The organism is Edaphobacter sp. 12200R-103 (assembly GCF_010093025.1).
In the GTDB taxonomy this organism is placed as follows: domain Bacteria; phylum Acidobacteriota; class Terriglobia; order Terriglobales; family Acidobacteriaceae; genus Edaphobacter.
Map to the genome: position 1 here is coordinate 941,093 of NZ_CP048114.1, position 19,958 is coordinate 961,050.

21 protein-coding genes are annotated in these 19,958 nt (G+C 52.0%); 11 read left to right on the plus strand and 10 right to left on the minus strand.

The genetic code is table 11. The features are described 5' to 3' along the window. Positions 1-87: 87 nt before the first annotated feature. Positions 88-1,635, plus strand: coding sequence for a PAS domain-containing sensor histidine kinase (locus tag GWR55_RS03925; RefSeq protein ID WP_162401092.1), 1,548 nt, complete (start codon positions 88-90; stop codon positions 1,633-1,635). 66 nt (positions 1,636-1,701) lie between these two features. Continuing rightward, complete coding sequence (locus GWR55_RS03930) at positions 1,702-2,115, plus strand: response regulator (RefSeq protein ID WP_162401093.1); 414 nt, start codon at positions 1,702-1,704, stop codon at positions 2,113-2,115. Between the two features lie 25 nt (positions 2,116-2,140). Here GWR55_RS03930 and GWR55_RS03935 read toward each other — a convergent pair whose 3' ends face one another. Then, a complete protein-coding gene (locus tag GWR55_RS03935) occupies positions 2,141-3,538 on the minus strand; it encodes a sigma-54 dependent transcriptional regulator (protein ID WP_162401094.1) in 1,398 nt (465 codons plus the stop codon). A gap of 270 nt (positions 3,539-3,808) precedes the next feature. Between GWR55_RS03935 and GWR55_RS03940 the strand changes: the two genes are divergently transcribed. Then, positions 3,809-4,435: a Crp/Fnr family transcriptional regulator gene (locus tag GWR55_RS03940; protein ID WP_238398630.1), complete on the plus strand. Its 627-nt coding sequence runs from the start codon at positions 3,809-3,811 to the stop codon at positions 4,433-4,435. A 28-nt stretch (positions 4,436-4,463) separates the two neighbouring features. Then, positions 4,464-4,733, plus strand: coding sequence for an NAD(P)H-dependent oxidoreductase (locus tag GWR55_RS03945; RefSeq protein WP_162401096.1), 270 nt, complete (start codon positions 4,464-4,466; stop codon positions 4,731-4,733). A 330-nt stretch (positions 4,734-5,063) separates the two neighbouring features. Here the strand turns inward: GWR55_RS03945 and GWR55_RS19470 are convergent, their stop codons facing one another. Continuing rightward, positions 5,064-5,390 carry a putative glycoside hydrolase gene (locus GWR55_RS19470; protein WP_202925576.1) on the minus strand — a complete coding sequence of 109 codons (327 nt, stop codon included), beginning with the start codon at positions 5,388-5,390 and terminating at the stop codon, positions 5,064-5,066. After that, positions 5,387-5,821 carry a hypothetical protein gene (locus GWR55_RS03955; protein ID WP_162401097.1) on the minus strand — a complete coding sequence of 145 codons (435 nt, stop codon included), beginning with the start codon at positions 5,819-5,821 and terminating at the stop codon, positions 5,387-5,389. The genes GWR55_RS19470 and GWR55_RS03955 overlap by 4 nt, the downstream gene beginning before the upstream one ends. A 103-nt stretch (positions 5,822-5,924) precedes the next feature. On the opposite strand from GWR55_RS03955, the gene GWR55_RS03960 reads away from it, so the two are divergent. After that, complete coding sequence (locus GWR55_RS03960) at positions 5,925-6,896, plus strand: universal stress protein (protein WP_162401098.1); 972 nt, start codon at positions 5,925-5,927, stop codon at positions 6,894-6,896. A gap of 33 nt (positions 6,897-6,929) precedes the next feature. Continuing rightward, complete coding sequence (locus GWR55_RS03965) at positions 6,930-7,853, plus strand: universal stress protein (RefSeq protein ID WP_162401099.1); 924 nt, start codon at positions 6,930-6,932, stop codon at positions 7,851-7,853. Between the two features lie 71 nt (positions 7,854-7,924). On the opposite strand, the gene GWR55_RS03970 is transcribed toward GWR55_RS03965, so the two are convergent. Then, the gene (locus GWR55_RS03970) at positions 7,925-9,172 is read right to left on the minus strand and encodes an MgtC/SapB family protein (protein ID WP_162401100.1); all 1,248 of its coding nucleotides are present in this window, start codon (positions 9,170-9,172) and stop codon (positions 7,925-7,927) included. Between the two features lie 163 nt (positions 9,173-9,335). Here GWR55_RS03970 and GWR55_RS03975 point away from each other — a divergent pair, with 163 nt between their 5' ends. Next, complete coding sequence (locus tag GWR55_RS03975) at positions 9,336-10,193, plus strand: universal stress protein (RefSeq protein WP_162401101.1); 858 nt, start codon at positions 9,336-9,338, stop codon at positions 10,191-10,193. Between the two features lie 249 nt (positions 10,194-10,442). Further along, positions 10,443-10,811 (plus strand): DUF308 domain-containing protein, encoded by a 369-nt coding sequence (locus tag GWR55_RS19555; protein WP_370521430.1) that lies wholly within the window; start codon positions 10,443-10,445, stop codon positions 10,809-10,811. Positions 10,812-11,030: 219 nt separating this feature from the next. Here the strand turns inward: GWR55_RS19555 and GWR55_RS03985 are convergent, their stop codons facing one another. From GWR55_RS03985 to GWR55_RS03995, 3 genes are read right to left on the minus strand one after another with little or no spacing between them, the layout of a single operon-like run. Beyond that, on the minus strand, positions 11,031-11,840 hold the full coding sequence (locus GWR55_RS03985; protein ID WP_162401103.1) for a hypothetical protein: 810 nt from the start codon (positions 11,838-11,840) through the stop codon (positions 11,031-11,033). Between the two features lie 58 nt (positions 11,841-11,898). Further along, positions 11,899-12,462 (minus strand): YceI family protein, encoded by a 564-nt coding sequence (locus GWR55_RS03990; RefSeq protein WP_162401104.1) that lies wholly within the window; start codon positions 12,460-12,462, stop codon positions 11,899-11,901. Positions 12,463-12,516: 54 nt separating this feature from the next. Continuing rightward, positions 12,517-13,695, minus strand: a complete 1,179-nt coding sequence (locus tag GWR55_RS03995) for an NAD(P)/FAD-dependent oxidoreductase (protein ID WP_162401105.1) — start codon at positions 13,693-13,695, stop codon at positions 12,517-12,519. A gap of 120 nt (positions 13,696-13,815) precedes the next feature. On the opposite strand from GWR55_RS03995, the gene GWR55_RS04000 reads away from it, so the two are divergent. Then, positions 13,816-14,598, plus strand: a complete 783-nt coding sequence (locus GWR55_RS04000; protein WP_162401106.1) for a hypothetical protein — start codon at positions 13,816-13,818, stop codon at positions 14,596-14,598. A 50-nt stretch (positions 14,599-14,648) separates the two neighbouring features. Here the strand turns inward: GWR55_RS04000 and GWR55_RS04005 are convergent, their stop codons facing one another. From GWR55_RS04005 to GWR55_RS04015, 3 genes are all read right to left on the minus strand, one after another. Beyond that, positions 14,649-15,284 (minus strand): DUF2306 domain-containing protein, encoded by a 636-nt coding sequence (locus tag GWR55_RS04005; protein ID WP_162401107.1) that lies wholly within the window; start codon positions 15,282-15,284, stop codon positions 14,649-14,651. Between the two features lie 104 nt (positions 15,285-15,388). Beyond that, a complete protein-coding gene (locus GWR55_RS04010; RefSeq protein WP_238398631.1) occupies positions 15,389-16,000 on the minus strand; it encodes a methyltransferase domain-containing protein in 612 nt (203 codons plus the stop codon). 91 nt (positions 16,001-16,091) lie between these two features. After that, positions 16,092-17,363 (minus strand): type III polyketide synthase, encoded by a 1,272-nt coding sequence (locus tag GWR55_RS04015; protein WP_238398632.1) that lies wholly within the window; start codon positions 17,361-17,363, stop codon positions 16,092-16,094. A gap of 445 nt (positions 17,364-17,808) precedes the next feature. Here GWR55_RS04015 and GWR55_RS04020 point away from each other — a divergent pair, with 445 nt between their 5' ends. Both GWR55_RS04020 and GWR55_RS04025 read left to right on the plus strand, forming a co-directional pair. After that, on the plus strand, positions 17,809-18,486 hold the full coding sequence (locus GWR55_RS04020; protein WP_162401109.1) for a response regulator transcription factor: 678 nt from the start codon (positions 17,809-17,811) through the stop codon (positions 18,484-18,486). Continuing rightward, complete coding sequence (locus GWR55_RS04025; protein WP_162401110.1) at positions 18,467-19,927, plus strand: ATP-binding protein; 1,461 nt, start codon at positions 18,467-18,469, stop codon at positions 19,925-19,927. The genes GWR55_RS04020 and GWR55_RS04025 overlap by 20 nt, the downstream gene beginning before the upstream one ends. Positions 19,928-19,958: the final 31 nt, after the last annotated feature.

A 19,958-nucleotide genomic window follows, 5' to 3' on the forward strand; every position in this document is an offset into this window, starting at 1 on the left:
TGCTTCGTAGGATTGAAGGAGCAGGGCAGCTTCTTGCCTAAAAATGAAATGGTCGTAGAATGCTGAGCTACGGAGCTTTGCAGAAAAATGTCGTCATTTCAAGATGAGAACCGGCAAGATGTCCAATCGAAGCTGCCATATGTGGGAAATTCGCAGCGATGGCTTGCTTCCGTTGTTGAGTTCTCAGACGATGCCATTATTAGCGAAACCCTGGATGGAATTGTCAGGAGTTGGAATAAGGGTGCGGAAAGGATTTTCGGTTATTCCGCCCCTGAAGCGATTGGCAGGTCTATCTCCTTCCTTGCGTGGCCAGGCTGCGAAGAAGACATGGTGCAGTTGATTGCAATGATCCGCCGAGGCGAACGGGTCGACCATTACGAAACCATCAAGAAGCACAAAGACGGCAGACCAATCGATGTCTCGCTGGCTCTAGCGGGCATTTCCGATGCTGACGGAAATGTAATCGGAATCTCGAAGATCTCCCGCGATATCTCGAGCCGGAAGGCCACTGAGGCTAGATTTCGTGAGCTTATTGAAAATGCTCCAGACGCGATTCTCCAAGTTGATCCCGACGGAACGATTGTTGTTGCGAACCGGACGGCCGAGACGATGTTCGGCTATAGCCGGGAAGAATTGCTCGGAGCAAATGTGGACATTCTAGTGCCAATAAAGGCAAAGACTGTACATATGAAGCACAGAGCCTCGTTTGCCGGATCTCCAAAAATCCGTCCCATGGGTAGCGGCATGGAATTGTCTGCTTTACGCAAAGATGGGATCGAAGTTCCGGTAGAGATCAGTCTCAGCCCTTCATATCAGCAAGCTGGCGTGAATGTTACGGCGGTAATTCGCGATGTTAGTGAACGGAGACAGGCAGAGCTACAAATGAGGTCTCTCCAGAAAAACTACATGGCGGAACTCGAAGCAAGGCAGAAAGAAGCCGAGACGTCGAACCGCCTGAAGAGTGAGTTTCTCGCCAGTATGAGCCATGAGCTTAGAACTCCACTCCACACTATTATCGGCTTCGCGGATTTGTTAAGTGAAGAGAGTGATGGACCGCTAAACGATAAGCAGCGACGATTTCTTAGGCACATTCAAGAAGATTCTGAACACCTTCTCGGTTTGATTAACGACGTACTGGATTTTAGCAAGATTGAAGCGGGAGGGATGTCGCTTCGAATCGAAAAGGTTCATCTTGCCGATGAAATTTCCGACGCAGTGAATGCAATTCGCCCTAGAGCGGCAATGAAGTCTCTGGATTTGAAGATCCAAGAGGTTTTCTCGGGGTTGGTTGCTGTTGATCCAATGCGCTTGAAAGAGGTCTTCTACAATCTTTTAAGCAATGCCGTGAAGTTCACTCCCGAAAATGGAAAGATTACCGTGCAAACGGAAGAAGACGATCAATTTGTTCATGTCACGGTCGCGGATTCTGGAATTGGCATCCCCGAGGATCAGTTAGAGCGTGCCTTTGAAAAATTCTATCAGGTGGGTTATGCCACCGGCGGCGTCCGCGAGGGGACCGGTCTAGGTTTAGCTATTTGCAAACGTTTAATCGAGATGCACGGAGGCAAAATCTGGATCGACAGCAGCGAAGGCGCTGGAAGCCGGTTCCACTTTACTATTCCGAAAGCCGTGTGACGGTAGTCACTACAAAAGAGCATTGTCTTTGTAAAGCTAAAGTAGAAACTTTAAAGCATAGGGGCCATGATGTCATCACTCAGCGATTTGCCTTGCGTTAAACGAACGATATTGATTGCCGACGACAAGCCAAGCAATCGTGAGCTCTTGCGGACGATTCTGGAGCATGCCAACTATATCGTCATCGAAGCCGTTGACGGAGAAGAAGCCCTTTCAATGACTGTGGAAGCGAATCCTAAACTCGTAATTCTTGACATTCACATGCCAAAGCGTGATGGTTTTGATGTGATCAAAGAACTGCGAAATAGTCCAGAACTCCAGGATCTGCCAATTCTGGCACTTACTGCGAGTGCTTCCTTGGATGAAAAGGATCGGATCATCAATTCTGGATTTGATGCTTGCCTTATCAAGCCCATTGGTCCAGCTAAACTGCGAGACGCAGTAGCTTCCTTACTATTGCGATCCGAATCGATCAGCTAATACCGACAGGTTGATTCTCAGACAACTAGCCCAAACCGTGCTTTCTCATCTTGTATCGCAACGCATCTCGGCCAACGCCCAGATGACGTGCTGCCTCAGACTGGTTTCCATGTGCCTCAGAAAGAGCCCGGATAATAAGCTCACGCTCTTGCATCTCCAACGCAGAGGTTGACTTTGCTGAAAGGTTCGTCGTTTTAGCCGGGTAATCGATCTCTCTCCCTGAGAACACCATTTTTCCAGAATCTGCGTCGTGCAGAAGCCTTGCCGGCAGATCCTTTACATCAATCACATCTCCGGTTGTCATCATGCAGGCATGGCCGATCGCGTGCTCTAATTCACGTACATTACCCGGCCACGCATGTTGCTCCAGATGCATCATGGCTCGGGGAGTTATCGCCTCGATAGACTTGCCATACTCCTTGGAAAAACGCTGAATAAAATGCCAGACCAGTAAGGGTATATCTTCCGCTCGATCTCGTAGGCCTGGCATAGTGATCTCAACCATGGAGAGACGATAGTAGAGGTCCTCCCGAAAGGATCTTTCTTGAATCGCCTGCGGCAGATTCTTATGGGTCGCGGCGATAATTCGAACGTTCACCCGGCGGCCCTCCAGGGAACCAACACGGCTAATCTCCTGATTCTGCACAGCTCGCAGTAATTTCGCCTGGGTAGATAAAGGCATGTCTCCGACCTCATCCAAGAACAACGTGCCCTCATGCGCGAGTTCAAAAAGGCCGATCTTGTCTCGATCTGCTCCAGTGAACGCTCCTCGAACATGACCGAACAACTCGCTCTCAAACAGAGTCTCCACTACGGCCGAACAATTCAAGACGACGTATTTGCCTGTAACTCCGCTGAGGCGGTGTAATGCCTGCGCCAGAAGATCTTTGCCGGAGCCTGTAGGGCCGCTAATCAGTGCCGAGCGATAGTGAGGTGCAATCCTTTGCAACTTCGCGAAGACTTCCCACATCTGTGGACTGCGTGCAATGAGCCCTTCAAATCGCACTCCATCGGACCCGAAAACGTCATTCGTTAGGGCGCGTTGCCTTTGCTGTGCTGTGTGCAAAAGGCGTTCAACACGTTGACGAAGGAGAGGTAACTTTACTGGCTTTTCAAGATAGTCCGCAGCGCCCCTCCGTATCGCTTCAACCGCCGTCTCCGTCGTGTAGTGAGCGGTCATCAGGATAACGTCAATCGTTGGATCGATCTTCATCACCTGTTCCAATACCTGCAGCCCATTGAGGCGGGGCATCACGAGATCGGTAATGACTAGATGAGGACGAAGCTCGCGAACGAGTCTCAAACCGTCCTCAGGATCATTCGCGGTATGGAGACAGACCTCGAGTTGCTCCAACGCGGCCGACAGCAGTTCAAGACTGCGTTCATTGTCATCAATCACGACAATATGTACGAGATCGGCCATAGGGATCTCTGCGGGAGTGAATCTATCGTACAGGCGAAACCCAGGGCTGCGCCATATGGCGCAGCCGTGGGTCTTTAGACGTATCCGTACAACCTGCTCTTCCTCAGCGAAAGGAGCTAAACTGCTGAAAACATTGCTGAAGCGTTCGTATTCGATATGGCGAGTGGAGTGCTATGGGAGTAGTGCATCGGATCGGAGATCCCAATGAAAAGCTGTTTGAATTGCTCCCAACGAAATCAGAATGCCTTCTGCCACCTTGGAGAAGATGCGATGAGGTTTCTCGAATCGGTATCGACTTCAGCGGAACGCCCACGCGGTGCAACGTTTTTTCGCCAGGGAGACCAATGCGAGGCCGTGTACATTCTTTGCTCTGGACGGGCCAAACTCTCAACTATATCGAGAGAGGGCAGAACAATGATCCTAAGAATCGCCGATCCTGGATATGTACTGGGCTTGAGCGCAATGTTGTCCGAAGGAGTTCACCAGGTCACGGTAGAGGCTCTGGAGCCCTGTCACGTCAAAGTCATCAACCGGCGAGCCCTGATGGAGATGCTGCAGAGATATGGTGAAGCCAGCGTGGGGGTGGCGAAAGCACTTGCGTCGGAGTGCTGCAGCGGTTTTGACGAGGTACGACGGATTGGCCTTCCGACCTCGCCAGCCGGACGGGTTGCTCGTCTGCTGCTCGACTGGACGGAGGGAAAGGCAAAATCACTGAACGCTAAGGTTTCGGTGGCGATGCCTCTCACACACGAAGAGCTAGCGTCCATGACAGCCACCTCTCGAGAAACCGTCACCCGCACATTGAGCCGCTTCCGCCGGGAGAACTTGATCTCTATCAAGGGGATATCGCTTACAGTCCTTCAGCCAGACGCCCTTGAGCAGCTCTCGGCCTGCTAAGGGTTGACCTGAGAGGACGTAATTTGCGATGGCCAACATCGTCATTGTCGTCAGGCTGCACGCGCTAATACCTTATTGTGAGGCGCTGGGACAGAGCTATGCCCGGGGTGCCGAGGTCAATGGGCGCCACGTAACCCTCTACGTAACCAGCAAGATGACATTTGATCCCGTCTTGCATGAAGGGTTTGAGAGAATTCAGGCGTTAGAGCCTGAACTCTTGGCAGCGCACAATGCGATAAAGACTGCCGATCATCTAGTATTTATCTTCCCGTTGTGGCTGGGAACTCTGCTCGCGTGATTATTTCAATGGGGACGCCCGGACCGGTCTATCGTTGGTGGTTTGGAGCGCATGCTCTAAAGATGCTCAAGAGAAATATTCTGCGAGATATCGGCGTTAGCCCTGTCCGTTCGACCGTTTACGGCAACGTGGAAGGTAGGGCTTCGAGGCGCTATCGGTGGCTAAAACAAGTTGAAGAGCTGGTCGAGGCGCGGCGTAAAGTGTCTCTTGAATTTACATTGATGCAACAGTTCCGTCGAGATTCTGTGTGCGTCGCTTTTGGGGACGTTTGGACCTTCAAATCTTGACTCGGTTTTGTCGTGTTTTTCCAGGCCAAGTCCCTGGCATCGATTATGCGGATTCCAAAAGCATCCATCCACTTGAACCGAAGTCCTCTGTTGCGCGGATCTGTTCGGAGACCTCTGCAGGTCCGTAGGTGCGACGATCAAAAGCGTAATTTCTGAACGCCTGCAGCCAAGAGCGAAACCGTGCCCGCGCCTCCGAGGAATCGATCGATCGCCTGAACACGTATCTCCTCCGTAGTGCTTTGAGGGAAGCGCAGCCACCAAGCCATACTTTTTCATCAGGGGAATCTTCCCAAGTCAAAGCATAGGACGCGTTGGAGATAGCCGAAGGATAGATAAACAGTGTAACCGGAGCATGATGCTTGAGAATCAACGGAACATTTCGGTGTTAACCGAGCGATGGCCATCGTCCACGGTGATTGCTACAGTTGGCGCTGCAGGGAATTGATCTCCATGCCTGCCCAGCCTTTCGATGACCGAGCGTAAAGGCAACACCTGATAATGATGATCGTCGAGCCACGCAAGCTGCGATTCAAATGGAGATGTCTTAATTGTAGTCGGCCTGGAGACTGCAGAATCGAAGCAATGATAAGCGAGAACTGGAATCGCCTCAGACTGTGCAGACCATCTGCCATTGAGCAACATGAGGAGGTGCACATTCATCCAGAACCATATCACCCCGAACCTTCCAAGACCGAACATTTCTTCACCTTTCTGTTCACAACTGGTCGAAACGAATTTTCCATCTGCAAAAAACCGTTCAGTGATCAAAATCACACCAAAACACATGTCTAGTTTCAGCAAGTTGAGTCAATTCACACTGAGATGAACAAGTGACTTCAATCACAGACGAGGACGTGAGGTGAGCATAAGGTCAGTTTTAGCTAATGAGTTGAGGTGAAGCTAAATGAGTTCCGATAAAACAGAATCCAGTAGTCGAATGGCATATCCATCAGCGGCTGTGCTCTATACAGAAGGGGTTCTTTTTAGACACATAGTCGTCGGAACTGATTTTTCAATTCATGCTGCGCGAGCTGTAGATATTGCCATTTCCCTCGCTCAGGTATTTGAAGCGAATCTGACCCTGGTGCACGCAGTTTCTCCTACCGTGTTTGACATCGATGGGAGGCAGGCATTTCGTGAAGTCATAGCTGCCGGCCGGGATGCGGACGAAGAAGAGTTACAACAGCTTGTGGGACGAACACCAGGGCTGAAGGAACTGAGGCCGAGGACGGTTGTTGAATACGGAGAGCCGACCAAAGTAATTCAGCGAGTCGCCCGAGAAGGAAATGCAGACTTGATTATTCTGGGTTCACACGGCGCAAGTGGCTTGGAGCGGCTAGCGCTAGGATCAGTCGCAGAAGCCATATTGCGTAGCACCATGTCTCCGGTCATGATCATAGGTCCGGAGTGCGAGATTGAACAACGCCTCTTCCGAGCAATTCTCTTTGCCACCGATCTCAAAACTACGGGAGCCTCCGCAGCTCAATATGCCGCCAGTTTGGCCGAGCAGTTCCACGGGGAACTAACCATCCTTCATGTCCAGAATAGAAATTTTCTATCAAGTAGATTTTCGTACGAGCATTTTCGAGACCGTTTCCGACGCAGACTGACAGCTCTACTGCCGGCTGGCATTGATCAGTTCTGCAAAATCAATATACGTTGCGAGCTTGGTAATCCCTCAACAGCGATCATAGCCGCGGCCCTCGAGGGGTCCGCCAGTCTTGTGATCTTAGGCGCTCGGGACAGGAAGCTCTCCGATCATGCGCCATGGTCGACCTTCTCGCACATTGTCCGTGATGTCAAATGTCCCGTACTTGGGATCAAAGATTCCGCCGTCCTAGACATAACCGGATGCCATCGGAGATGGATTCCGTAACTTCTAGTTCGAATTCGAAATTGAGGTGACACAATGCGCTACGCAACCCTTCCTGCAGAAACTCATTCATCGGCCGCACCATCCCCATCAACCGATCCTCAAATAGAAGTGCGCCGGATTGTCGTTGGGTTCGCCCTGGGAGGAAACATGCGGCCGCTTCTGAAAACCGCAAAGGCAATTGCAAAAGAGTTCGGAGCGGAAATCTTCGTGATTCATTCTATCGCGCCCACTCCGGCCACACTTGGAATGGTGGGAGAAACGCTGGAGGCGAGAACGAAGGCACTCGAAGCCACCAAAAGAAAGATTGAAAGAATACTTCAAAGAGAAGGTGTCACTACACCCTTCCACGTTTCGGTCGAACTTGATAGTCCCGCCACGGTGCTTCAGAAGGCTGTAAAGGAACATCAAGCTGACCTTGTAATTGTTGGCTCTCGAGGAAGGCACGGCTTCGAGCAGCTGATAGAGGGGTCTGTTTCGCAAGCCATCGCAGATCGAGTCAACTGTCCTGTTCTTATTCTCGGACCTTCCTTCTCACCTGATCAGAATCTCTTTCAGACGATTCTGTTAGCTACTGATCTCGATAAGACAGGGTATGGAGCAGCGAAATATGCAGGTGCTCTTGCGGCCGGTCGAGATTGCAGGTTGATTCTCATGCATGTAGCTCGACAGAAACCGCGATCTGAAAATCGAAACCGTGAATGGGTCGAAGAAAATACTACGGAGAAGCTGTATCGCCTGCTTGAGAAACAAGTCCGTTGCGAATGCGATCATGAGGCGCTTATTGCCTATGGGGATTCAGCACAAGAGATCCTCGCGGCCGCAGACAACAAGCGCGCAGATCTTATCGTGCTCGGAGTTGGTAGTGAAAGAAAACCGATGAGTGATCACGCATCGTGGAGGACCCTCACAACCATTGTCAGGCACGCTCGGTGTCCGGTGCTCGTTGTCGGTTCATAAAATCGCGCCCAAGCCAGTTGTTTGTTTGATGAAAGCACTGGTCGTGGAAAAATAGTGTTCAATTTATCCATCTAACCAATAACGACGAGGCTCCCGATAAGCGCCACCAGTACTGCGGCAAGTCCCAGCGCTGTATATTTGCGAAATGAGGTGTTGCCCCATATCAGCGCTATCCCCATTTTCACCGCAGTATTACCAATAATCCCTACAACAAGAATCTTTGCTGCTTCATCGGTTCGTATGTTTTGACGAATCATAGGCAAAAGCGATGCAACAAGTGCATCGATATCGACTGATCCAAGCGTCAGTGCTGAGCCAAATGTTCCCATGGCACCGAAATGAGAACGCGCAAACGAGATGAGGTATTGGGAGGCTATGAAGATCAAGGAAAGATACGTCGCTGCAGCGAGGCGGAGCGGATTCTTTTCTTCAAGGGAGCCGGATACCTTTGCGGGACGACGCGCGCTATATAAACTTGACAATCCTCCAATCAGAACAGGCACAGTAACATACGCTAAAACCCGACCGGCAAGGGGCGGGCGGAGCAGCACACACAAAACACATACTCGTAACATCGAAATGGCGGTGGCAGCCATTACTCCTCCGAACAGAGGAGTGGGAGATTCAACATAATTTCGACTGTCGCGTGAAAACGCCAAAGTCACCTGAGTCGAGGAAACTAGTCCACCAATTAATCCTGTGAGTACCCAGCCAGCCTCGTTCCCCAAGGCCCTCCTGGCCAGATAGCCTGCAAAATTTAGCCCAGAAAACACTAAAACGAGAATCCAGGTAGAGCGAAAGTTCAGAATTCCGCCCACGCCAAAGTTGCGAGAAGGCAATAGGGGAAGAACGATAAGCGCCATTGCCGCAAACTGTGCGGCAGCTTCCAGTTCGACGACGCCGATACGATCCACAAAAGCGTGAAGCCAGGACTTTTTAATAAGGAGCAAGACTGTCCATGCGTAGAGCGCAGAAGCAATGCTCAAGTGGCCAAGACCAGCACTTAGACCACTCGTCAAGACAGCAATTGCCGCGACTTCCGTGGTTGCATCACGTGAGATATTCTCGGCACTCCAGCGGACGACCAGTACCATGGCCGTGGCACCGGCGAGAAGAACGATCGCAGGTATTATGAACTTATCTGTGATGAGGAAGCCGCATGCTCCAGCTATTGTTCCGAGGAGTGTAAACGTTCGAAGACCTCCAATAGCTCCGGGCGCGTCATCTTTGTGCGCTTTCTGCCTGTCAATACCCACCGCAGCGCCGCCAAGGGCCGCGATACCGATTCCCAAAAGGCTGTCATTGATTTGCAGTACCATGCAGCCGTCTCCCCTAACCATTGCCTACTCTACGCAATAACGCGCACAGGTTTGTAGGTACCTATTCTAGGTTCACTCTATATCCGTCTACTGTGACGAATGTCACCGAAAAAGAACTCATCTCAAATCTATAATGGGTGGTGGTTGTGAACGGCGACCCAATATGACCAATCTTGAACAGATCGTAGTTGCGACCGATTTCTCACCGGCTTCTGCCTCAGCGCTGCACGTTGCGGGCCGGATCGCGCGCCTATTCAATATAAAAGTTACGGTCGTGCACGTCTTCCAATATCCCGTCCATCATCGGTACCCGATACGCGTGGGATGGATGGTCGAGATGATTCGTAAGGAAGTTCGAGAGAAACTCAATCAAGCCCGATGTGTGCTGGAGGAGATGAACGTGCAGCCAGAAGGCCTCATGATTGGGGATGGATTTGCCTCTGCCGAAATTCTCAACCTCCTGCAAAAATATGAGAATCCACTTCTTGTGATGGGTACTCATGCGGTAGCGGGCATCGATCGCTTCCTGCTCGGCTCTACTGCGGAGGAGATATTGCGGCAAGCGAAGTGTCCTGTTATCACGGTAGGACCACACGTTCCACGAGAAGAGAAAGCGGATCCCGCCTTCCATCGAATCTTGTATCCCACGGATGGCAGTATTGCTTCCATGACCGCAATATCCCTGATACAACTGCTTCGCCGAGCTTCACCTGCCTCCCTTCGAGTGCTTCATGTCCTAGATCCTGCAATCGAGAGTGCTGTAGGTGATGATGTCTTCGAAGTAGTTCGGAGTTCTCTCAAGCATCACGAGATCGCGAGCGAGGATACATGCGACGAATATGTCACCTTGCACGGCAAAGATGTCGGCCAGGCGGTAGTCAATGAAGCTGAACGTTTTTCTGCAGATCTATTAATTCTCGGCGTTCGACGTGCTTCAGCATGGGCCTCCCACCTCGTGCCAAAGGTAACGTATCAAATTATTGCGGCATCGCCGTGCCCGGTCATGACGGTCTCATCGTGATAAGAGGATGGACACAGAGGCCTTATGCGATATGAACTTAGATTGCACAGACTACTCTTGAAAATGCTCGCTGTGCTGTTATTGGTTGTTATCGTCATTTTTATCTACCTAACTCCACATTTTGTAGATCCACATGCTGAGGCTGCCGAGTCTCTCATAGTGGTGCTTGTTGTGGCAACAATTCTAGTTTATACGGGAGCTGCTGAAGGCGTCGTTGCTACCCAATTCGGACTCAAGCACAAGAGGGAGATGGCAAGCTATCTCTTGTTGGGAGTACTATCGCTTGTCTCGGGCATCTACCTTGCGATATCTGACAGGGTGTCCTTACAGACTGTCGCTATCGTTGTGTCTCCACATGCATTTCTGTTCGGAGTGGCACAATTGCGGTTGACAAGTCATGTGCGGCATCATCGCGAGTCAAGAAAAGCATTGTTCGCATGCGGTTTAGTGGAACTAGGATCCGGCCTTGCGCTTCTTGCAGGGTGGCGACTGTCGGTCGGCCAGGTTGCTGTCCTACTCGGGTACGTCGCAAGCCTCACAACTTTACAGCTCCTAAGCATTCTCTTTTACCCTGACATATTGAAAAAAACATCTCACTCAAGAACGTCGATCTTATAATTAGCTGATGGCCGCTCTGCCCATCTGTGTCTGGGCGCACATATACGAAAATGGCTAACCGTTATAGCAATAGAGATCAATCAATAGCATCCTAAAAGTAGGAGCTCGCCCGTCGATGACGGGTGTCAAATTTGCCAAAAAGCAACTCGTCGAGGTTGAAGCTCAAAGGGAAGAATGGCAATTGTTGAAATAACGTATGCATGCCAAGATAAAAAAGGGCTAGTCAGCCGGAGAGCGACGTCCCCAATCGAAGCGTCGGCCGAGGATGCCCTTTACAATAAGATGATCGGTACTTGCGGTGCTTCCAACTCCGACACCAATGTTTATCTCCCACTTCGGTGAAGTGTTGAGATCGGTGACAATGAAGATTTGCTGTTGTTGATTGTGTAAGGAGTCAAAGGCTCCGAGACGCCCGTAGTCAGCATAATATTCGACGCCACCGCTTATCACGCGCGAGAAGTCATAGCTTACCTTTGCCCCAGGAGAAAAACCGAGTCCTTGCTTCACATCAGGACCGTGAAAAGTCCGCTCCAGTGCCGGATTCACCGCGAAATACCAACGGCCTGCAGTCTTATCAATGATGGGCCGTATTTCCCATGTCCAAGTATCTGGTGAGTAGACGGGACGCTGGTAGCCGATCTCCGTAGAGAGACTGAGGCCCACTGGAAGATGCCAACTATCGGGTGCGCGTACTCGCGGTCTAATATGATCGCCAACCCACTGAACTCCATGACCATCCTGCACGCTGGTAAAGATGTAGAAACCAATCTCCGACCAATTCGTAATGCCTTCGGTAAGCTCAACCGTTTCATGCTGCTGATGATTAGTCGGAATGACACCATCGACGTAATACCTCTGACCTTCCGGCGTAAAGTTGGAGTGCAATTCAGTCATCAATGTCTTTGGTGGAACGGTGTCTGCCCCATAAACCTGGATCTCATAGTTGCCTTGTGCCGCGGCAGATCGTACGCACAAAATAGCTACAACCGCAAAAAATGCTTTGGCGGCGCCCTTGATTGAATTACGCATAATTAAATACCGTCGGAAACTCTGGGCCCATATGATCTTGCTGGTAACCGTGAGAACGTTAGTTAGAAATTTGGCCAACGAGATTTAGGTTAATTGCCACGCTATCGTTGACTTTCCAGAACATAAAACTCGGATTTTTGAGACCCCACTGGACATACGGAACGATGAAATGCGCTTTAACAGTTGCCTTGGATCCGTCGAGGTGGATCTGCATTGGAACCGTCAGGTCGTGGGGATTGCCGAGCAGAGTAAGCCCTCCGCTGACTTGAATGGTTGAGTCGCCGGAGGGGGCGATGATTCCGGTATAGGTCCTGGGCGTAAAGGATACGGTCGGGTACTGATCTATTTTGAGAATGTCCTTGTTCATCTTCTTATCGCGGCTGTTGTTGCCTGTCTTTCCGCTGCCTGCCAGTACGACCATCGAACCCGACATCCTAAGATCGTTGCGGTCGAACTCAATCGACCCCGATTGGATGTGAAAGGTACCGCTGACAAGTTCGTGAGTTGTTTTGAGCGTAATCTTGACCTCACTGGCGTCGGGATTGACGATGAAAGTCTGATCCTGAGCGAGTGCAGCTGGTGCGAGGATGACAGCGAGGACTAACGATGAGAAGACTTTCATGGCATCTCTCCCGAGGTGCATTAACTGCTGAGAATTTTCAACGTTGGATCGGTTTTAGCTTGAGATTACTTGTGAGGCAACAGCAGCCGGCTGGGTTACACGTGTGAGCCTAGCCGTCACACGCATCGCACCGGGCCAAATCCTCAAGCAGAACGGCAATACAGCACGCGCAAGTGCATTGCTCAATCCATTCGCAGCAATCTCGGCAAGGCGCATTTGAGGCAACATTGCGGAGCGCAGTTTTGGCTGAAAGACCGGCGCAGGCTCCGCTGCAAGATAGGCGGCTGCAGCGCTCCGGGCAGTATGAAGCGCGATGGATATGCCATCGCCTGTAAACGAGGGGATGACGGCCGCCTGATCGCCGATGCAGTAGAGTCCATCCTCTGTTGTACGGCGAATATAACCGTATGGGATATGAGTAACCGTGATCGGCTTGACAAGCAGGGGCTCCGCATCGGCAAGCCGCATCGCAAGGTGAGGACAGTCCTGTTGCATATTCGCAATAAGATTCTCCCAGCGAAGAGCAGAGCGCGCGAAATACCGCTGTTGCACCACACAGCAGAAATTCGCAATGCCGCCTTCTACGGGTTGAATCCCGCCGTATCCTCCCGAATAGAGCGTTAGCTCGGATGCCTCCCCCAGGTCGGCGATCTGAGCTGCAGATAGCCTGTAATACATCTTGAAGGCAACCCACCGATGAGGATCCTTCGGGCGTGTATGGCCGCGGAGATCATGCTTGCCCGTGGCGAGGAAGACTGTAGGGGCCTCATGAACGCTGCCGTCATCGAGCGTAGCCTGCCAGCTGCCGGTCGTACGGCTGAGCGACTGCACGCTGCGCCCGCACTTTACGCGGACTCCCGCGGCGACGGCCTCGGCAATGAGCGATGTATCAAGTGCTTTGCGCGTGAGTGAGGCTGCGGGAAAAGGCAACGGAGCTTCCGCAGCACGCCTGGCTGCGGCAAGACGAACGTACTCGATGGGCACTGCGCCGAGCGAAGTCACGTTGATGCCAAGAGCGCGCAAGTCATCGAGCGCCTCGCCGCTCAAGAATTCTCCACATACCTTATGGCGTGGAGTGGGCTCTCGTTCGACCAGTGTGACTCTTCGTCCTCTGCGAGCAAGTGCGATCGAAGCGGCGCAGCCTGCTACTCCGCCACCAACTACTAAAACTTCGTCTTGCAAAGCATTGCTCCTAATTCGCTGGATGTTGAACCAGCTTGTGAGGGTTCTCATGCTTCTAGTAGACGTCTCAAAAGCAGCTTGGCGGATCATCCTGAACAAATCGTCATTTTGGAGTCGGCAAGGTGAACATCCATTGGGCATATCAGAAAGCTAAACTCTGAAACGGGGCCCTTGATGGAGCGAATCCATTTCGTTGTAGCTGTTTTGCTGGCGATGTCTTTGGGAGCTTCAGCGCCGGCAGAACAAGTTCTTGTGAGACATGTCCAACGGCCGATGCACCGGTTTATGGTGGCCCGCTCCGAGGATGGAAAAATCATTGCCAATGGCGAGTTTTCACAAGTTGTGAAAGGCGATGAAGTAACCATGCGTCTAATCTATCGCTTTGTCGATGGATCGATTGATGACGAGACGACGACATACACGCAACAGGGCAAGTTCCGGTTAGTGAGCAACCATCACATACAAAAAGGACCGTTCTTCACAAAGCCCATCGACTTTACGGTAGAAGCCGCTACCGGCATAGCGACCAGCCGGACAACAGACAAGAATGGAAAAATACACATCGAGAGCAAGCACTTGAACCTGCCGGACGACCTGGCAAATGGCTTCGTTGGGACACTGCTGCTGAACGTGCCACACAATACCACGCCGTTTCGGGTGGGGATGCTGGCGCCCGTCGGTGGCGGGCGGTTGATTCGGCTCCTGATCTGGCCGGAAGAAGAGCAGACGGTTCATTTGGCGGGACAGGCTTTTAAGGCGACCGTGTTTCGTATTCATCCGGAGTTAGGCGGGATCGTGAGCGTTATTGCGCGGCTGCTCGGACTTCAACCGAAAGATGTGATGGTATGGGTGCTTGAAGGTGAGGAGCCTGCGGTGGCTGTAGTTGTTGGGCAGCTCGGTGGTTACGGGCCTGTAGTCAGTTCGGACCTGGTTGGTGCTAGTTTCGAAAAATAGGAGGTTCCGCGAATCCGTATCGCAATGGGATCACCCATGCTTATGATGATTCAGTCATGACGGGTAGTGAGTTCACGCCAGTTGAGGCCAAGGTCGACCAAAACAATGGAAGCCAGAGTAAAGGCTATGACACCGACCGCTGCCAGCACGTCGCCAAGATGGCTCCAGTAAGCGGGCACAAGATTGAGAACGCGGCTGGAGACGAAGGTAAATGTGACCGCATAAGACCGGGCCATCCATTGGCGGTGCACTGTAATTTGCCGATTGCGTGCGGTGATGAAGGCGGCTGTTGTGCACACCATCCAGGCAGCGGCTTGCATCGAGGTTCCGGGAAGACCCGGCCGACCGGCTGCAAGAGCGATTCCAGTGAAGGAACCAACAAAGACGGAGATGACATAGATATAGCCGAAGATGCGATGAAGGCGTAGGTAACGCCGGCGAACACGTGAAGAGAAATTGATCGGGCCGATCACAAGAGCGAGGATTCCGGCGAGTGTATGTGGGATGAGGAGATGGCGGTCTGCTATAACCTGCAAACGGTAGGCATGGTACATCGGATAGTCAGTGATGAGGAGCAGCTCCGAAGTAATAAAGACAAAGATCGTTGTGAGAGCAAGCGAGGCCCAGAGAATAACCTTAAATCTGGAACCGCCGGAGGTTGGCGTTATCAGAGTAGAAGTTGACATGATTCGCCTTTCAGAGGGTTAAACGAGTGAAGGCGCTGCGCGACTGGCGGAGGCGATGGGCTTCGCGGCCCTGACGCTATCGTGACGTTGCAGCATCCCCGATCTCACTTCCACCGTCCGACACACAGCCGTCCCGGCCGCCACTGCTCCAGTGTCACCACCTCTTGCGGGACCTCAGCCGCAGCCAGCAGACGTATCCAATCCTCTTTGCGGAAGGCACGCCGGAACGACACCGGCCCATCGTGCCGCACAAGCCAGTGCCACCGCACCCACCCAAACATCCGGCTACTCCACTTTGACCGCTCTAAATCATTGATAAACCAACCTACCTGTACGTTCGCTTCCATCCATCTCAGCAGCGCGACGATCTCCTCGTCCTCCAAATGATGCGCCACCAGCGAACTAACGACGATATGCAACGGCTTCTCCGGTCGGTACACCATAGCATCACCGGTCACCCATGTGATTTCGAGATCCTTCGGCGTGGATTCTACTGCTGCACGCGCAGCATAAGGATTCAAGTCGACCCCTGTTAGCTGTACAGCAATGCCCCGTCTCCGTGCCCAGGCAGCGATCTTTCGGAGAAAATCGCCGCCACCACTGCCTACATCGACGATGTGTAATGGATCATGTGATTTATGTGGTAATTGTTTCAGCCAAGCCAGCGTCGGTCGATAGCCTAACAGCCAGCGGTTGACCGTTTCCAGACTGCGCATGCAGTCGCGGAAGTCCTCGTAACTACAGTCACCATCCATCAACTCCGGTAACTCGCGCGGAGAGACCCTGCACCTGAAATCAACCTCTGCACTAGACCGCATGGAATCGCATCGTCTCCGCTGTCAATCCCGGTCCAAACGCCATCGCGCATCCGCGCTGCCCTGGCCGCGCATGCTGCATTATTCTCTGCAGCACAAACATCACCGTTGCCGATGACATATTTCCGAAAGCTGATAGCACCTCGCGCGAAGCAGCCAACGCATCAGCCGGTAATTCCAATCCTCTCTCCACCGCATCCAGAATCGACCGCCCTCCGGGATGAACCGCCCACAGGTCGATGCCATCACGCTCGTCCTTCAATTCGCCCCCATGTAACGAACGGCTCAGATCCAACGGAACCTTCCCCGAGAGAAACATGTCGAATCCTAGGTCACCGATCTTCCAGGTGATCAGTCCCTTCGTTTCGGGCACCGTCACTGCCTTGAAGCTGTCCAGTGCAAAACCTTGCTCGCGTGCAGAAATTAAGCTCGCCGCCGCGCCATCGGCAAAGATGAGGAAGGAAAGCATCTGGTCGAGCTCCTGTGTCTCCTGGAAGTGCAACGTGCAAAGCTCCAGGTTGACCATCAAGACACCCGCCTTTGGATCTGAGCGCACAATATGCCTCGCCAGCTTCAACGCATTGATCGCGGCATAACATCCCATGAATCCAACCATGGTACGCTCCACATCCGCGGAAAGTCCGAGATGATCAACGATCTCAAAGTCCAGCCCTGGCGCATAGAACCCTGTACAACAGGTCACCAGCACATGTGTAATACCGGAACGTTCGTCCTCACTCAACGCAAGCTGGTTCACGACCTTCTTCATCAATCTCGGAGCGTTCTGCTCAAACATCTCCATACGCCGCGCTGTGTTGGGAAAATTACCTGTCCTGTAAAACTCATGCGCATAATGCGACGAAATTTGGCCAGAATCATTCCTCGGATCGAGGAATGAATAGCGATGCACAATGTCAGCACGGCTCGCCATGCGGCGGAAGATCGTGCTCAGCCTCGGGTCGGTAAGCATCTTTTCGGCGAAGACAACGAAAGTGTCATGCACATCGTATTTTGGTACGGCAGTAGCGATGCGGTTCAGGAATGCCGTGGTCATGTGCAATAGGTCCTTAGCCCGGATGGTGAAGATTAATGTCGCGTCTGCCCTGGAAAAACTGAACCACGAAGAGGCGACGATCCGGCGATGGTCGGCTACCTGAGAGAACAGGCTCCATATTCTAAACACAACGGTTACTTGTTTTGAGACGAGATCTCTGTCCTTTTGATAGCACTTTGCAGGAAGGGAATAGGATGACGATTTGTTCATCCACACAGCTGAATCCTCCTGCATGCTAAGTTGCAGATCGGACCACGCGAGACTGATCTCTTATCTGAGGCTAAGTAAGTCCGCGATTTCGGTATCGAGGGATAACGTTTGAGGGGAATTTTGCATCAATGGCATCTGCAGCGGCACTGAAACCATCCACCAGTTGCACAATCGCGTTGGTGTCTTATTTGCTCCAATCGTTCTGTTTTTTGCAATCACTGGAGGTTTGCAGATGTTCGGTTTGCATAAGAGTTCAAGAGGGGGTTCTTACAATCCTCCAGCCTTGCTCATGCACCTTTTCTCAATTACATAAGAAAGGCACACTTCATCTCCTTCTCCTTTTTTAGAACTGCGGTTGCATCAGAAACACTAGATATGACTCAATTGTCATTTGACATTTGCCTGAACCCCTAACAACAGGGGTTTACATGTCATACGATGATGTATGCGCCTTCTGCTGGTTGAGGACGAACGGGAGATTCAAAGCTTCATTCAGGAAAACCTGATTACTGCCGGATATCTCGTTGATACGGCTGATGATGCAGAAACAGCGTCGCGACTCAGCCGAACGTATAGCTATCAGGGGATGATCGTAGATCTCGGCCTTCCCGATCAGGATGGAATTGATCTCATTCTTCAATTACGTCGTTCGGGTATCCGCGTTCCGGTTCTCATCCTTTCCGCACGACGCTCCGTTGATGATCGTGTCAAAGGCTTGGAACTCGGTGGTGACGATTACCTTACCAAGCCCTTCGCGGTTGCTGAATTACTGGCCAGAATGAGGAACTTATTGCGGCGTAATATGTCTTCCGGCGAAGACCTGACACGCTTGCGGGTAGGCGACCTCGATCTGGACATTCTCGCGCGAAGAGCAAGCAGGGCAGGAGAAGTGTTAAACCTGAGCCCTCAAGAATTCTCCTTACTCGAGTGCCTGTGCCGCAATGCCGGACGAACCGTGACCCGTTCTATGCTTCTCACAGAGGTGTGGGGCACACGCTTTCAACCGGACACGAACGTTGTTGATGTGCATATCTACCGACTACGCGGCAAGATTGACTCGCCTGGGCGAGAGCCAATGATCAAAACGCTGAGGGGAATCGGATATGTCCTCGCGAAGCCTTGATCCCATCAGTCGAAGTGCTGCCTGGCGCATTTCGCTATGGGCAACGCTCGCCTTTGCCGCTGGTACGCTCTTCGTGTTTGCGGTCTTGCACCGCTTCGTAGCGAACGATATACGACGACGAAGCGATGCGTGGCTATCGGGGGAAGTGGAGGTTTTGGGTGATGTCGCGGCGCGGACCCCCAAAGATCGACTTTACAGCCGCGTGGTCAGCGAAGTTGCCGAACTCGCGAGCCGTGAGGTTCCTGACAGGCAGATCCCTAAGAAGAGTGAGAACGATTCTGTATTCTTCCTTCAGGCGGATACGGATGGTCCTCCAAAACTATGGGTTGGTGCTGGCGATGGCGCGGCAACGCTGGCTGCAATTCGCGCAGCTAAGGTCTTTAAAGACGTTCCACGCGATGTGAAGGTGGAGGATGGACATGTGCCGTTCCGCGTGGCCGCTGTTCGCATCGAAGACGGCAGTTACATCTACCTCGGCCTTTCTGAACAAGATCAATTGCGGGTCCTCAGGACCTTGAGAGCCAGATTCATCGCAATCTGGCTCATGATCGTTCTTCTAGGTTTCGTGGTCGTATTCTATGCAACCTGGAAAATGCTCAGGTATGTACGAGAGATCACTGGGACAGCTTCCCGGATCGGCCAAACTGATCTGAGTAGTCGGGTTCCAGACAGTGGTCGGATGGATGAGGTTGGACAACTTGCCCGAACGCTGAACCATATGCTCGACAGAATCCAGAATACGGTTCGCCAACTCCATACCATCACCGACTCTCTTGCGCACGACCTACGTAGTCCTCTGACTGCGATTCGAGGCAAGCTCGAAACAGTTCTCACGACTGACTTGAGTGCCGACCAAGCTGAATCGATTGTGTCGGCGATCGATGAACTTGATCGACTTACTGAATTCCTGAATACCTCACTCGATGTTGCCGAAGCAAAAGCAGACGCTCTGAGGCTCTCGCGCACATCAATCGATCTGGACGAACTTGTCCGCGATATGCTGGATCTCTATGAGCCCTCGATGAGCGAAAAAGGACTCAAAGTACAGATTCATAGTGCGGGAGAGTGCCGTATCTCTGCAGATCCGGCGCTCCTTCATCGAGTTGTTGGAAATCTTCTTGAGAACGAGGTCAAGCATCTGCCGGCGAGTTGTACGGTTCGGATTCAGCTGTGCGTTTTGGATGAATCAGTTCATCTCGTACTCGAAGATGACGGTCCCGGCTTTGATGATGTGTTGAAACGTGACCTGTTTCAACAACGAATAAGAGGACGAGAGTCACGGGGGCATGGCCTTGGCCTGGCGTTTGTCCAGGCAGTAGTCCGCGTTCATGGCGGCACCGTGGTGGCCGAGAATCGGCCCGAAGGAGGAGCACGTTTGCGTGTGATCCTGCCGCACAATGGTTCATTAACTCTCGCGGAAGAGGGGCTGAGCTTGACGTGAGAGAACTCTCAGCCTTTGAATACACTCTAAA

Coding starts and splice junctions, on each gene's coding strand:
- GWR55_RS03925 (WP_162401092.1), top strand. CDS start 88: ATGTCGTCATTTCAAGATGAGAACCGGCAAGATGTCCAATCGAAGCTG.
- GWR55_RS03930 (WP_162401093.1), top strand. CDS start 1,702: ATGATGTCATCACTCAGCGATTTGCCTTGCGTTAAACGAACGATATTG.
- GWR55_RS03935 (WP_162401094.1), bottom strand. CDS start 3,538: ATGGCCGATCTCGTACATATTGTCGTGATTGATGACAATGAACGCAGT.
- GWR55_RS03940 (WP_238398630.1), top strand. CDS start 3,809: ATGAGGTTTCTCGAATCGGTATCGACTTCAGCGGAACGCCCACGCGGT.
- GWR55_RS03945 (WP_162401096.1), top strand. CDS start 4,464: ATGGCCAACATCGTCATTGTCGTCAGGCTGCACGCGCTAATACCTTAT.
- GWR55_RS03960 (WP_162401098.1), top strand. CDS start 5,925: ATGAGTTCCGATAAAACAGAATCCAGTAGTCGAATGGCATATCCATCA.
- GWR55_RS03965 (WP_162401099.1), top strand. CDS start 6,930: ATGCGCTACGCAACCCTTCCTGCAGAAACTCATTCATCGGCCGCACCA.
- GWR55_RS03970 (WP_162401100.1), bottom strand. CDS start 9,172: ATGGTACTGCAAATCAATGACAGCCTTTTGGGAATCGGTATCGCGGCC.
- GWR55_RS03975 (WP_162401101.1), top strand. CDS start 9,336: ATGACCAATCTTGAACAGATCGTAGTTGCGACCGATTTCTCACCGGCT.
- GWR55_RS19555 (WP_370521430.1), top strand. CDS start 10,443: ATGGCAAGCTATCTCTTGTTGGGAGTACTATCGCTTGTCTCGGGCATC.
- GWR55_RS03985 (WP_162401103.1), bottom strand. CDS start 11,840: ATGCGTAATTCAATCAAGGGCGCCGCCAAAGCATTTTTTGCGGTTGTA.
- GWR55_RS03990 (WP_162401104.1), bottom strand. CDS start 12,462: ATGAAAGTCTTCTCATCGTTAGTCCTCGCTGTCATCCTCGCACCAGCT.
- GWR55_RS03995 (WP_162401105.1), bottom strand. CDS start 13,695: ATGAGAACCCTCACAAGCTGGTTCAACATCCAGCGAATTAGGAGCAAT.
- GWR55_RS04005 (WP_162401107.1), bottom strand. CDS start 15,284: ATGTCAACTTCTACTCTGATAACGCCAACCTCCGGCGGTTCCAGATTT.
- GWR55_RS04010 (WP_238398631.1), bottom strand. CDS start 16,000: ATGCGCAGTCTGGAAACGGTCAACCGCTGGCTGTTAGGCTATCGACCG.
- GWR55_RS04015 (WP_238398632.1), bottom strand. CDS start 17,363: ATGAACAAATCGTCATCCTATTCCCTTCCTGCAAAGTGCTATCAAAAG.
- GWR55_RS04020 (WP_162401109.1), top strand. CDS start 17,809: ATGCGCCTTCTGCTGGTTGAGGACGAACGGGAGATTCAAAGCTTCATT.
- GWR55_RS04025 (WP_162401110.1), top strand. CDS start 18,467: ATGTCCTCGCGAAGCCTTGATCCCATCAGTCGAAGTGCTGCCTGGCGC.